Below are 13,913 nucleotides of genomic sequence, written 5' to 3'. Positions count from 1 at the left end.
CGATCTGGCTGACACTTTCAGCTTCCAGGTTTTGTCATCAAATGGACGTGCTTTAATCCTAAACATTCTTGGGAAATTAAATGTTACTGATCTAAAATCTAACCAAACGTCATCAACGGATTGAGTTGGAGTTTCGGTTTGAAAAGCTTGTTGTTGTTACCTGCAGAAAAAGCACATCTCTTCGACAAAGCGATTACATCAGAAGCTGAATGTGTGGTGCTTGATCTGGAAGACGGCGTTGCAGCCAAGGACAAACCGGCGGCTCGTGACTTGCTGCGGGGTCTTCAGGACAAGATCCGCGGGCAGGAGGGCTGCGAGATTGGTATTCGCATTTCCTCGCTGAGCACACCGGATGGTTTAAAGGATGTGTTGCTGTTACTGGAGTTGGCTCATATGCCCGATTGGGTTTTCCTGCCCAAGTGCGAGAGCCCGCGTGATGTGGAGCAGCTGCATCACTTGTTGAAGCATCACCAGTCCAGAGAGATGTTTCGGGTCTGTGCACTTCTGGAGACGCCAGCTGGGCTTTCCAATGCTGAAGCGATTGCCTCGACCCATGCGCCACTTCATTCGCTAGCCTTTGGCTACGAGGACTATACGGCGGAAACCGGTGGTACCATGGCGTGGAACAGTCTTGTGTGGCCGCGTGGTCAGCTCCTCAATGCAGCGGTTCAAAATGACCTTTGGGCGATCGACGGGGTGTTTCTTGATTTCAATGACCCTGAGGGCCTTGAGGATGAATCCCGAAACGCGAGAGACATGGGCTACAATGGCAAGTTTGCCATTCACCCTTCCCAGGTCAGCGTGATCAATATGTGCTTTGAGCCTGATGAGGACGAAGTGAAATGGGCTCGGAACGTGCTTGAAAAACAGAAGGAAGCAGCCGGAAAAGGCGCATTTGTGGTTGATGGCAAGATGGTGGATACCGCCGTTATCTTACGTGCACGCCGTCTGTTGGGATTGAGTGATCGTGATGAACACCTATGAAAGCAACGTTCTGAGTGAGCGGCGCAGCTTGTTTGCTTGAATACTTTAGAGGTTTATGTTAAACTGTAATAATTACAAGTTATTCCATAATCTACCTTATGCCGTATTTAGTATTTTTACTTACAAATTGGTCCTATTTAAGTTTATATGTAGGTACGTTTACTTCAATTACTTGAGGTTTATGGCAAGAGAGTAGGGGCTTGCGGTGGTTTCAGCAGGGCTTTCGATTGATGGAAAAAATTCATCCCATTGGGTGAAGTACGTTACGTATTTCACCTAAGTTACTGAATTAATTTCATTTATAGAGTTGTGTGTAAGTGAGGGCTTCGGCCTTGGGACTGCATTTTTTTGAGTGGGGCGTTGGGTTTTTCAAGGTTGAATGACTGTGATGTCACGTTATTAACTTCCTAAGTATACTTGAAATATCATCTCTTTTCTACTTGGTCTCCTGTTTGTTAGGCTCCTCTTAAATGCTGGCAAAACCTGCCTGTATTTTGGAGGATTTTGCTTTCCCTGTATGCTTTGGCGCCGCCCTGGCCCACACAGGGAAAGCTGGTTAAGGAGCCCGTCATGTCTATGATGAAAGCGGCCGTTGTGCGCGAGTTTGGTGCACCTCTGGACGTGTGTGAAGTTGAAAAGCCTACTGTTACCGATGATGGCATTCTGGTGAAAATTGAGGCCACTGGTGTGTGTCATACCGACTTGCACGCGGTGGAAGGTGATTGGCCGGTTAAGCCGACACCAGCCTTTATTCCGGGCCATGAAGGCGTTGGTATTGTGGTTGAAAAGGGTCGTAATGTGACTGGTGTGAAGGAAGGGGACCGGGTCGGGATCCCGTGGCTTCATACCGCTTGCCGCTGCTGCCGCCACTGCGTAGATGGCTGGGAAACCCTTTGTGAATCGCAGCAGAACTCCGGTTACAGCGTCAATGGCAGCTTTGCAGAATATTCGTTGGCGGATCCGAACTTTGTGGCTCATATTCCAAAAGAGCTTGAGTTTGCCCCTGCCGCACCAATCCTTTGCGCTGGTGTGACCGTTTATAAGGGCCTGAAGGAAACCGAGGCAAAGCCGGGACAAACCGTGGTGATTTCCGGTATTGGCGGGCTTGGCCACCTGGCAGTGCAGTATGCCAAGGCCATGGGCATGCATGTTATCGCGGTGGACATTGCAGAAGATAAGCTGAAGCTGGCGAAATCACTTGGCGCTGACATGACGCTCAATGCCTTCAAGTGTGACCCTGTGGCTGAAGTGCAAGCTGGTGGCGGCGCTGAAGGTGTGCTGGTGACTGCGGTGGCTGGCAAGAGCTTCCAGCAGGGTGTTGGCATGTTGGCACGTGGCGGGACCATGAGCCTTGTTGGTCTGCCTCCTGAGGATTTTCCGCTGAACATCTTTGATATGGTGCTCAACCGCAAAACATTGCGCGGCTCCATTGTGGGCACACGAAATGACCTGCGTGAATCATTGGAGTTTGCCGGCGAAGGCAAAGTAGCTGCGCACTACAGCACAGAGCCGCTGGAGAACGTCAACGATATCTTCGATCGCATGCGCAACGGAAAGATTGATGGCCGTATCGTAATGGACCTCTAGGCTAGAAAAGACTCACACAGACTAAGAGTGCCGCAGCCGCTTCTCGCGTGCTGTGGCATTTTCTTGCGGGTCTAATTTTAACCCACAAAGGTAACAAGGCCCCAACCCAGCAAAGCTGAGAGGAAGAGAACTGTCAGGATGCCCCAACGCAGCCATAGCAGGCCGACGGCGCATAGGGTTGAGAGGACTACGATGTGCCAGTCTATTGAGGAGAGCTCTGGGCGCCAGAGGGTGAAGATGGCGTAGTGTTCCTGATTGACGGTCTGGAACAGGACATGCAGGCCGAACCAGAGGGACAGGTTCAGGATTACGCCGACCACAGCAGCGGTGATTGCCGCAAGTGCTCCATTGAGGCGTGGCTGGGCGCTGATCCATTCGATATAGGGCGCGCCCGTAAAGATCATCATGAAGCAGGGAATGAAGGTCGCCCACAAGGTTACTGCGGCACCGGCAAGACCAAACCAGAAGCCGCCCTGATGGTAGGCAGCAAGGTATCCTACAAATTCCGTCACCAGAATGAGCGGTCCCGGAGTGGTTTCTGCCAGACCGAAGCCGTCCAGCATCTCATGGGCGGTTAGCCATCCGAATTGGGTGACCACATCCTGAGCCATATAGGCCAGCACAGTATAGGCGCCGCCGAATGTTACCAGTGCAAGTTTGGAGAAGAAGGTGCCAATATCCCCCAGGATTGACGGACTGGTCATGTAGTCCACCACTGCCAAAGGCACGAACCAAATGGCTAACCAAATGAGTAGTGTGGTTATTGTCTGGCGAATGGAGGTGCCATGGGTGATGTGCTCCGTCGCCTCCTGTTTTGCCGTTTTACTGAAGCACAGGCCGTAGAGAGCCGCAGCGATCACAATTAGCGGGTATGGCAGGGATAGAAAGAAGATGCCGATGAAGGCGAGCGCTGCGATCACCCAGTGGGCTGTACCGGCAAGAGCGCTCTTGGAAAGCCGCATAAGTGCTTGCACCACAATGATAAAGACTGCCGCTTTCACTCCAAGAAACAGGGATGAAACGACCGGTACATCACCAAACGCGCCATATATGATTGCAAGGGTCAGGACGACAATTGCGCCGGGTAGAACGAACAAGATCCCAGCCATGAGGCCCAGAAACAAGCCGTGCAGTTTCCAGCCGGAATAGACTGCCAGCTGCATAGCCTCGGGACCGGGAAGGAGCATGCAGAAGCTCAGCGCACTGAGATACTGCTTTTGTGTGAGCCACTTTTTTTCATCCACCAGAATGCGGTTCATCAGGGCAATCTGTGCGGCTGGCCCACCAAACGAGAGTATTCCAATTCGCGCAAAGGTGGCGATTGCCTTACCTAATGACGGTGGTGGCGGGCCACTAGGCAAGGCGGTTTCTACGATATCTCTCATTGCAACAGGATGCCTGACTTCTTGGCTGGGCGGGCTATGTCACCACGAATTTACGCATCATGTCATAGTCTTCGTGGGTGATAATATGACAGTGCCATACATATTCACCAGGAAGGTCAAAATGGGCAATGATACGCGTGACCTGCCCAGGTAGGGCGATGACCGTGTCTTTCCTGCCTTGCTCATTTGGCTGTGGCAGGACCCTATCTCCCTTGACACCCTGAAGCTCAATGGTAGCACCTTCGAAGGTCCTTCCGGTGTTCATCAGCGGTTGCTCGCGGGGCGTGAATTCCCAATCAAATTCCTGACGGTCGATCACCTCAAACTGCACCTGATGCACGTGTATGGGGTGTCCGGAAGCGGTGGCGTTGTAGACTTCCCAGACCTCTGTGGTGTTGAGGGCCACATTTTCTGTGACAGGGTCCATGAAGAACACGGAGCCGGATTCTGGTGTACCAAGCAGGTTCAGTTCGCGGCCCAGGTCGTCATCCTGAGGATAGACAATGAGCTGTCGTACAACGGCGACGTTATCTCTTGCTATTGGTTGGTATGGTGTGCGCAAAGGCACAGTTTCAGTGAACTGAGCGGCTTGTGCTGGGATGGCATCACTGGCCTCGGCCACGTCAAAACGCATGATAACGCCGGTGTTATCCGGGCTGGCGATGGGGGCAAGTCCGCCGTGTCCATCGGAGATCGAACGCTCTCCATCCTCGTTATAAACGAGTTTGGTTGCGTTTGCCGGATCTGCAGGGTCAACAAAGCCGCGGAATGGAATCTCAGGGCCATGGTTGCGTAAAATGATCTGAGATCCGGCAGCCTGCGTGAAGTCCACGAGAACATCCATACGTTCTGCCGGGCTGATGACCAGCTGGGTCAGCTGAACTGGTTTGTCCAGGAAACCGCCATCGGACCCAAGTTGATAGAACGGCATTTTGTTTTCAAACTCAAGCACATAGGTGCGTGAGCTGGAGGCGTTGAGCAGGCGGAACCGGTACTTGTTGGCCTCAACATCCATTTTGGGCCAGACCATACCGTTGACGAGAATGAAGTTTCCGAAGAACTCGTCCAGAATTGACGGGTTTGGCCACGAGTCCTGAATCGCTTTTTGTGTAATTGGATTAATGGGTTGGCCGTGCCAGCCAGGATAGTAGAGCTGGCCTTGATCATCAAACAGCGCATCGGTGATTGAGATGTCGATCATGTGGTGATCTGACGGTAGAATGTCATTGTCAATTAGACGCTGTTCATTGTCATCTTTGATCAGATACATCCCATGCAGACCGGCATGAACGTTGAGGCGAGTCATGCCGACTGTGTGATCGTGGTACCACGCGCCCATGGCTTCCTGCGTGTTGTCATACTGGTATTCTTGCTTAGCGAACTCCGGTCCAGTGGACTGATAACCCTGAGTGTACCAAGCGAGTGGATTTCCATCGCTTTCGGCTTCACTATGGCCGCCATGCAGGTGAATTACCACCGGCTTTTGAGCACTGAACTGACCATCAGGAGAGTTCACATCCGGAATATGCATGCCCGTATCAACGGGTAGAAGGTGTGGTCTGTCATCAGGTAGCTGGTTTTGCCAGTTGACATGCACGGTCTCGTTTTGTCTTGCAATGATTGTTGGTCCGGGGGTTGTGAACTGACCAGCAACGCCTAAACCGTAAACGGGGGTTCTTAGTTGAGTACCCTGAGCATCAACCAGTCCCATCCATTGCGCGGTGGCGCCGATTGGAATAGTGAGCGGAGAATCCGAAGTTGCATAAATTCTTGGCGGGATTGGCAGTGGATTGACGAACTTCTGCTGGCTACCCGGATCCATGAGCGTTACAGGGCCGCCTTGGGGGCCGCTGCTGGCAAAACTGGTTCCGAAGCCAGACAGGTTTGCGCCCAGCAATGCGCCAGCTGCAACAGTACCTTTAAGAAAGCGACGACGCCCTGGATGGGGTGGATTGACCGGCACAGGTACTCTTTTATTCATTTTTATTGCTTCCGGATGTAACGATCATGAATGATTATTGGGCAGCATCAAGTATATAAGAGCTACCTACTATTTTTACCTAGCGGAAATTATATATAAATAAGTTTAGTGTCAATCACGTAGGGCAAAAGGGTAGGATAACAACCCTGAGAATGGTGATGTGTACCTTACGATGATCCTACAGATTGTAAATTATACTGAAATTATAACAAAACAATTCGTAATTTACTCAGATTACATTGATCGATACTCAAGCACAGGATCTGCATGGTCCATGGTTTGGGGCTGCGCTGTGGCGTCTGTCGTGAAATTCTATGAGAGCTGATCTGGTTGAGATCTCAATCGTACGGATTAGTGATGCGGCAAGAGCTCATTACGTGGTTCTCAGCAGTACCAAAGGTACTGTGGGGCGCTTATATGATAATCACGCATAAGGTAGATTATGGAACTAAAACTATAATGGTGAGTTTGGCTCTAGTTACATGAGTTTATGTGGCTTTCGACGACGTCTGCAATGCGCTGTGCAGCCAGACCATCGCCAAACGGGTTTTTGCACTTTGGCTTCGTGTTTTGGTCTCCGAGGATGCGATTGGCTTCCTCGATGATGGTTTGCTCACATGTGCCGACGAGCTTTGCCAGTCCGCTGGTGATTGCCTCTGGTCGTTCGGTTGTCTGGCGCAAGATCAGCAATGGTGTTCCGAACTCCGGTGCTTCTTCCTGAATGCCGCCGCTGTCTGTGAGGATCAGATCGGCATCGCGTTGCAATGCGATGAGCGCTTCGTAAGACAACGGATTGACCAGATGGACACGTTCGACATTCTTGAGCTCAGATTCAATCACATCTTTGACCATCGGGTTTGGATGCACTGGTAGAATCACTTGCAGGTCCTCATGACTATGCACGATGGTCTTCACAGCCTTACAAATATTGCGCATGGGTTCGCCCCAATTTTCGCGCCGGTGTGTAGTGACGAGCACCAATTGCTTTTGAGGGCCAAGTACGTCTTTCAGTTCGTCGAGTTTGTGGGTCGGTTTCATTTTCCTGGCCAGATAACGCACAGCATCAACCACTGTATTGCCCGTGGTCAAAATCTTGTTATGGCTAATGCCTTCGCGCAGCAAATTATCTCTGGCGATCTCCGTGGGTGCAAACAATCTGTGGCAAAGCTGGTCGGCTAGTCGCCGATTGGCTTCTTCGGGAAATGGATCATGCAATTCGCCACTGCGTAATCCAGCCTCCACATGGCCTACTGGTACCGAACTGTAAAAACTGGCTAAGGCTCCGATGAATCCTGTAGTTGTATCGCCATGCACCAGCGTATATCGGGGCTTGTGGTGTGCAATATAGGCGCTGATGCCTTTCAGGAGTTCTCCTGCCTGATCTGCCAAGTGGTGGCCGATGTCGGACAGATCGAGCCAGTTGATCTTGTCAATATCAAAGGAAGATAGCGCGTTTGATGCGATTTCTCCGTGTTGGCCCGTCATCAGCACATGAGCATTGAGACTTGGGCGTTCTGCAATTGCGGAGATCACCGGAGCCATCTTGATGGCTTCCGGACGGGTGCCGACGATACAAAGAACGGATGCAGGCCCTGCTCCGATGATCTTTGTTTCTTGTAGCTTCATCTTATGCTGTTCGGCCCATAGGTGTCTTCGCAGGCTTTCGCGTTACCAGTTAAAAACTCCGCCATATCGCGGCTGTGTTTGTTATCAAACCTGAGGATGTGGCTGGATAGTGAGAACAAAGCCACAGGCTGCTCATCTGAAAAGCGTGCGTTTTTCAGTCTGCTTTTCATGGTGTTCATAGTGGTTGGGATTGTTTTGAAGTCTACGGTTCTGGGATCTATTTCAAAGATTTCGACCACAGGAATAACTGTGTGATCTTGCAGCTGGAAGGCTTGGCTGATGGCCCGTTGTAGACTGCGGCTGGAATAAGGTTCCATAAGCTTGGCCCCTAGCCCATCCTGCAGCAGTAAGAGGTCCATGGATGATGCGGCCATCAGGCTGTTCCAATAATCCGCTAGTTTTTGTGGTTCGCTTTTCAAATCGGTGTATCCGGAAATCGCCACTGGGCCTGGAAGAACCTCTTGCAAGACGTCGCGGGTCTGAGTGGTATACTGGGTGATCAGTTCTCTAAGATCACTATCCAACAACAGTCTGCCGTCGATTTCATCTGGTATATACCAGCCCGCAAAAATCTCGGATGGCTCGGCGACATATTGCATTTGTGCCTTTAAGGCGTTGGCTAGCTTTCTGGTTTCCTCAAGGCGTCTGTCAAGGTATGGCTGCCCTTCGGCCCTCAGTTTCGCAATAAAGGAAGGATCGTAACGCAGTCCGAACCACATCTTGGTCCCGGATTGATGGGCCCCCATAACCGCTGCCTCCAGCCAAATTGGAGGCTTAACTTCCATGATCAATTCGTTGCCCCACAGGGTCCATTGAAGGATGATTTCTTCTACGCCAAGTCTTTGATGTGAAAGGAGTTCACTGCGCCACAACCTGTGGTTAGGAAAATATTCATTACCCCACGGCTGGATGAAGCTCATGCGAATAGGAATACATTCCTTAATGCCGGAATCTGGCTGTGCCTGGGCTTTGTTGGCCGTTGAGAATAGGAAGGAAACAAGGCAAAAGAGCCCCAAAAACAATGATTTAGAAGTTCGCCTGAAGTCCGAGAAGTACTCGGCTGGTTTGACTGTCATCTGTGTTTAACACTTCATGTCCTACGCGCGCGAACACCTCAAGCCGGAGCAAGTCGCCGTAGGTTTCGGTGTACACCCCTCTCCATCGTAAGGATGCTCCCAGCCCTGCTTCGATTGCTACAGCGCTAAGGAGTGAGCTCCAGTTTCCACTACCTATAGAATAGACAAAGGGTGAGAAGATCAGGTTATGATCGAGTCTAAAAGTGTATCCAAGTCGTCCGTCTCCATATGCAAGTATTGCCTTCTCATTTTCGAAGAAACGAGCACCTTCAAGGTAGAGATTTACATAGGGTTCCTTCTCAATTGGGAGACCAGTACGCCAATCATATAGCGGTAAGAAGTCATGGCCTCTGGTATATGACCAGAGTATTCTTCCCAAGGTATTGTCCTCTGTAAGGGTACCACCTTTGAAGAAGCGCTCTACGCCGATCTTGAGGTTTTGCGTCATAAGGGGCTTGAAGCGCACGCCAACGATCGTCTGGTATGTGTCATCATTGGGAATGAAGCTGTAGCGCCGATTGAGCCACTGGGCGCGGGCTATGACCTCAAAAACGCGACCGTTTTGAAATCCGATTACAGGTGGGCGCCATGCGGCCTCGATGGACCCGAACGGGCTGCTGGACGGAATGCCCAAGATGGCACCAGTGATGACCTCCTCGTCCTGACGTGATGGGCTGATGCCGTCGAAAATCAACAAGCTAATCGGAATATCCAGAATGCGAAGTTGGCGCTGAAAGCGTTCCAGTTTGTCTTGCTCATATATGTCCAGCGTGCGCTCATGCAGTACTTCGATACGTTGGCGGAAGATTCTAGCTGCTTTCCTGTTCTCGAAAGCTGCAAGATAGGTGTAGGCCAGATCTTCCTGAAGGTCCTCCTGATTTGGATCTATTTCCAGCGACGCTTCAAAACGGATGATGGCCAGATCATAATCCCCTTCGGCAAGGGCTATATAGCCACCTAGCGCGAGCACGGCAGGGTTGATTTTGTCAGCTAGCGGCAGGTTCTCATATTCTGCTTCGGCCTCCTCCAGCTGCCCCATCTGGAACAGGATCTGAACCACTGAGAAACGAACATCAGGGGTTGAGTTGATGGACCTTGCTTTGATTAAATCAGCCAGCGCACTAGCCAGCGCCTCGGGTGACTGGTCGCCCTGCCGTAGTGTGATCTGCGCTCTGGCGGCGTAGTAGCGCGCCATTTGCTCGGATGTGAGGCGTGCAACCTGCAGCCTAGCAAGGATGCTGGCGGCGCCGTCGTAGTTCATCTGCTCCAGATCCATATAGAGCAGCGCCATGCCCGCGGTTTGGTCATTGTATTTTTCAAATGAGTTTGAGAACCAGCGGCGGGCACCCTGATTATCTCCTTGTCGCTGATAGATAAATCCCAGCTGGTTAGAAATCTCCAAGCTTGGACTCAGCTTATAGGATTCCATAAGTTCCTGTTTTGCGCGCTCATTATCTCCGCGCTGCAAATACAGGTTTCCGAGGATGAGGTGCTCTTCTGCTGCAGTGGGCTGCGATTGTATATCGGCCTCAGAACAGGATAAGCCATCCAGACTGCGGCGAAGCATAAGGTGGGCCTGACAGCGGATGGCCATGGTGGCGTCTGCGTACTGGGGCTGGTCCAATGTATCAACAAGGCTAAGTGCTCTTTCCGGATTGCTGAGCTGCAAAGACAGGTATGCGGTTTCCAAAATCGCATCAGGCTCTGGATCCAATTGCATGGACTGGGTGTAGGATTTGTCGGCGTCTTGTAGGTCGCCTGCGCTTTTTTGAACACGTGCCAGCGCAAGGAACGCAACGGCAAACATATCCTTGTCATCATCTGTCAGGTCTGTAGAGTCGACGTAGTCAAACACATTTTCCAGCCACTGGTGTGCTGCCTGATCATCTGGTGTGTCTTCTTCTTTCAGCATCAGGTAGGCAGGCAGGACCAACGTGGGATCCGGGTCCAACATCCAGTCATCGATCAGATACTTAAGTGCGGTGTTCCAGTCCTGATTTGCTGCAGAAACGGATGCAAGATCAAACAGCAGGCGTGCATAGGCTTCTGTTTCGTTGTCGTTGAATGGCTTGTTTGCGCGCGCCTCTTTTGCGTCGATAAGCGCCTGCTGAAACAGGGCTGAGGCGTCGCCGTTATCATTGGCGAGGAGCGCAATGCGCCCTCTTAAGGCTGTGGTGCGCCAGCTGGGCACGAGCTGCGCTGCTTCGCGAAGCGCTTCGTCTGCGAGGGTCAGATCCCCTGCCCGCCGAGCCAGTTCAGAGAGTGCCAGCAGCAAATCCGCCCAAGCGTCAGCCGCTGTTTCCCGGTCCTGCTGTTCTGTCATGTCGCGTAGTTCCAGCAGGGTGTTGATCGCCCCATTTTCCCAACCATGGCTCTGTGCCAATTGGCTGAGCTGCAAGGCATATTCCGGGCTGCGGGTGAGATTGTTCAACAACCGGGCTGCTGTGGCTGCTCTTGCCTCATCTCCTGCGCGAAGAGCAATATCAGTCAGTGCCAGATAGTAGTTGGCCGCCTCTTCCGGCGCAAAAGCCTTGGTGTCGAGAATTTTGCCGTCACTGGTCAGGAGTGCTTGTTCGGCTTCTGCGCTAGAGCCCTTTTTTGCCAGTGCGTAGGCAAGCTGCACACGGGAGGCCAAGCCCAGCTGGTCGATACGACTTGGGTTCAAGAAAGTGAGCAGCTCCTCCAGGTGACCGGAGTTGAGGGCGCTCGCTGCGAGTGCTCTTGCGAATGTGCGTTGCTCCAGGGCGGTGGACTGACGACCGGTGAACAGACCGTTGCGTTCCGCATCCAACAGCAGGTCGTAGGCTTGTGCATCCTCGCCCTGCTCTATCAGCAAAAACGCCTCGTTGAGGATTGCTGTGCGCTGGGTTTGCGGGGCGTTGTCCAGTTTGGAAAGCGCTTCCCACTCACTGCGGGCTTCGTCAAGCTGATTGAAGTTGCGCAAAAGGTCGGCCCTGATGAGCCGTTGGCGCGGGGTGGCAGCGCCTAATTCAAGCAGGCCATTCAGAGCGTTGAGAGCTTCCTGATTTTTGTCGAGTTTGATTGCCGCTTCCGCAGCGCCTGCAAGGGCCTCGGCGCGATCACTTGGCAGCAGTTTTCCGGTTTCAAGGGCTAGTCTGAAATCATCAAAGGCCAGTGTATAATCACCACTGAGCATATGCAGCTGGCCGAGGGTGAGATAGCCTCGGCTGAATGCAGGAGCTTGGGACTGCAGGATGGCGAGCTGCTCTATGGCGGCCAGGGGGCGATTGAGACCTATGAGAAGTTGGATTTTTTGCCAGCGGGCGACCAGATGTTCTGGGTGGTGCTCAAGTAGTTCGTCCAGTTCTTCGAGAGCTTCTTCCGTGCGCCCCTCGGCCAGCAAGCGATAGGCCAGATCCAACAAGGGATAGGTGCGATAGTCGCGCAATGTGCTTTGCAGAACGGACTGGCTGTCCTGCCGGTCTTTCAGCAAGCTGTTGTAATAGGCATTCTTTTGAGTTGTTGTGTAGGGGCCTGTTCCTTGGGGCGTTGGAACCGTTTCTGGTGCTAGTAACTGGGTTGGAAAAGTCAGTACCAACACAAGTGTGATGATGCAGGTTATATAGAAGGTTGACCTGCGCTTCGCCTTTCGTCGTTCCCTGTGTGGTTTGGGTGAACGGGTCATGAGCGCGGTTCTCGCCTTCTGGGAAGAGTTACCAGACTTTCATCATCCGGGTAGTCATGGGCGGTCTTGTCCCAGCCGATGACCTCTCCTGTACCTAAATGGCGGATCCAAGCCTTAATCGCACGGATCATGGCAAAGTAATTGATGATAACGGAAACGAAATAGCGCAGCGTGACGGGGGCCAGTGACCTGAAGCCGTAATGGTAGCCGGTCCAGATATGACGTTGGATCAGGCGGTGGGCAAGCAGCAGCACGTTGAACCAGATCACGTACCAGAAAGGACTGTCTTCCGGCAGTAATGGGGGTAAGTGGTAGGCATCGGGGACGAGACGTACATACAGGTACAGACACCAGTAGAACATCATTGAGGCGTAGCCCAAGACGATGGCGTGGCTGAAGAAAACCATCTTCCTGTCACGCCAAAAGAAGTATCTGGCTGCAAGCCCGCCTTTCCAACCCAGCTCTGCCCAGCCCTGGAAGGCGATGCCAAGGGTCCAGCGCGTTTTTTGGCGCACGCTTTGCCAGAACCGGTAGGGAAACATTTCCTGGGTGACTGTAAAGTCCGTAAACTCACTTTTTTCGTCGGGATGGATCCAGAGCAAATTGTGTTCAATTCCGGTCCCCATGAGCCGCATGGACAGATCATAATCTTCGGTCAGGGAGCTGGTATTGAAGATCTCCGGGATCCCGTCTTCGTCGGCGTCCGATAAAGACTCTGCCATCTCCATAGTTTTACGCGAGTAGCAGGTGCCCACGCCAGCGCCTGGCACTGTACCGGTCAGAACGCCTCTGACCAGCACTTCCTTGGAGTGGAACTCAGCGAACTCATCCATATAGTGACCCGCTGTGAACTGGCGGCGCTTTCTGGGCAGCGAAAGAACGGGGAGCTGCACCACGTCGGCAAGCTCAAGGCTGGCATTGAAGATGCGCAGGGCGCTGGGATTGAGGATGTCCTCAGCATCCTGCAAGATAAAGCCGGCAAAGGAGATGCCCTGCTCCTGCTCAAACTTCCTTACCGCCGCAATGATTGTGTTGACGCAATCCGCCTTACAGGTTGGCCCCTCATTTCTTGTTGTGACGATGCGCAGGTTGTCATGCTCGGCTGCCAACTGTTTAGCCGCCTCCTGCGTTTCCTTGTCGTTGGGGTAGACGCCGATAAATATCCAGTAGGAGGGGTAGTCCAGCCTTTGCATCATGGCCGTGACCGCAGGATGGAGGATCGTGGCTTCATCCCAGGCAGGCAGCATGATGGCGAGCGGCCTAGGCTCAACATGACCGGTTTCTTCGTAAAGGTGCTCCTCTGTAGTGCCAACCAGAGGCCCGCGAGACCAGGCAACGAACAGGTAGTAGAGCGTGTCGACAAACAGGTCGTCTGCACCGGAGACGGCAAAGACGTAGGAGGCAATGAGAAAGAGGCCCTGTGTAACCAGAAATAACAGTACAAACACGTCTGTTACCAGCATCCAATCGCCCACCTGTCCAGAGTAAACTTTTAAGAGTTAACCTAGTAGATTCGGGCGTTTGAGCTCATACAGGGAAGTGTCCAGAGGATTTACCCGAGACACTTGCACCATGGATAGACGTGCTTGATTCCGTTCTGTTATTTCGTGATTTACATTGGTATTTAA

The 13,913-nt window shown here is 52.2% G+C and carries 8 protein-coding genes; 2 read left to right on the top strand and 6 right to left on the bottom strand.

The window, feature by feature from the left end; all coding sequences use genetic code 11:
- The first annotated feature begins 138 nt into the window (after positions 1–138).
- Together IE076_RS12185 and IE076_RS12180 are read left to right on the top strand one after the other, a co-directional pair.
- Positions 139–984, top strand: a complete 846-nt coding sequence (locus IE076_RS12185; RefSeq protein ID WP_209009065.1) for an HpcH/HpaI aldolase/citrate lyase family protein — start codon at positions 139–141, stop codon at positions 982–984.
- Positions 985–1,554: 570 nt separating this feature from the next.
- Positions 1,555–2,571: a zinc-dependent alcohol dehydrogenase gene (locus tag IE076_RS12180; RefSeq protein ID WP_189437079.1), complete on the top strand. Its 1,017-nt coding sequence runs from the start codon at positions 1,555–1,557 to the stop codon at positions 2,569–2,571.
- A 77-nt stretch (positions 2,572–2,648) separates the two neighbouring features.
- Here the strand turns inward: IE076_RS12180 and chrA are convergent, their stop codons facing one another.
- From chrA to IE076_RS12150, 6 genes are all read right to left on the bottom strand, one after another.
- Positions 2,649–3,956 carry a chromate efflux transporter gene (chrA, locus tag IE076_RS12175; RefSeq protein ID WP_189437078.1) on the bottom strand — a complete coding sequence of 436 codons (1,308 nt, stop codon included), beginning with the start codon at positions 3,954–3,956 and terminating at the stop codon, positions 2,649–2,651.
- 34 nt (positions 3,957–3,990) lie between these two features.
- Positions 3,991–5,937 carry a multicopper oxidase family protein gene (locus IE076_RS12170; RefSeq protein ID WP_189437077.1) on the bottom strand — a complete coding sequence of 649 codons (1,947 nt, stop codon included), beginning with the start codon at positions 5,935–5,937 and terminating at the stop codon, positions 3,991–3,993.
- A gap of 474 nt (positions 5,938–6,411) precedes the next feature.
- Positions 6,412–7,563, bottom strand: coding sequence for a non-hydrolyzing UDP-N-acetylglucosamine 2-epimerase (wecB, locus tag IE076_RS12165; protein ID WP_189437076.1), 1,152 nt, complete (start codon positions 7,561–7,563; stop codon positions 6,412–6,414).
- Complete coding sequence (locus IE076_RS12160) at positions 7,560–8,483, bottom strand: DUF4434 domain-containing protein (RefSeq protein WP_189437075.1); 924 nt, start codon at positions 8,481–8,483, stop codon at positions 7,560–7,562. Before IE076_RS12160 ends, wecB begins: the two co-directional genes overlap by 4 nt.
- Positions 8,484–8,589: 106 nt before the next feature.
- The gene (locus IE076_RS12155; protein WP_189437074.1) at positions 8,590–12,285 is read right to left on the bottom strand and encodes an NfrA family protein; all 3,696 of its coding nucleotides are present in this window, start codon (positions 12,283–12,285) and stop codon (positions 8,590–8,592) included.
- Positions 12,282–13,748: a glycosyltransferase gene (locus IE076_RS12150; RefSeq protein WP_189437073.1), complete on the bottom strand. Its 1,467-nt coding sequence runs from the start codon at positions 13,746–13,748 to the stop codon at positions 12,282–12,284. Before IE076_RS12150 ends, IE076_RS12155 begins: the two co-directional genes overlap by 4 nt.
- Positions 13,749–13,913 lie beyond the last annotated feature (165 nt).

The sequence above is a fragment of the Pseudovibrio japonicus genome, from assembly GCF_014651595.1.
In the GTDB taxonomy this organism is placed as follows: Bacteria; Pseudomonadota; Alphaproteobacteria; order Rhizobiales; family Stappiaceae; genus Pseudovibrio; species Pseudovibrio japonicus.
Note: the sequence above shows the minus strand (reverse complement) of the source record. Positions and strands in the feature narration are given on the sequence as shown.

Coding starts and splice junctions, on each gene's coding strand:
- IE076_RS12155 (WP_189437074.1), bottom strand. CDS start 12,285: ATGACCCGTTCACCCAAACCACACAGGGAACGACGAAAGGCGAAGCGC.
- IE076_RS12150 (WP_189437073.1), bottom strand. CDS start 13,748: ATGCTGGTAACAGACGTGTTTGTACTGTTATTTCTGGTTACACAGGGC.
- IE076_RS12180 (WP_189437079.1), top strand. CDS start 1,555: ATGTCTATGATGAAAGCGGCCGTTGTGCGCGAGTTTGGTGCACCTCTG.
- IE076_RS12160 (WP_189437075.1), bottom strand. CDS start 8,483: ATGAGCTTCATCCAGCCGTGGGGTAATGAATATTTTCCTAACCACAGG.
- chrA (WP_189437078.1), bottom strand. CDS start 3,956: ATGAGAGATATCGTAGAAACCGCCTTGCCTAGTGGCCCGCCACCACCG.
- wecB (WP_189437076.1), bottom strand. CDS start 7,563: ATGAAGCTACAAGAAACAAAGATCATCGGAGCAGGGCCTGCATCCGTT.
- IE076_RS12170 (WP_189437077.1), bottom strand. CDS start 5,937: ATGAATAAAAGAGTACCTGTGCCGGTCAATCCACCCCATCCAGGGCGT.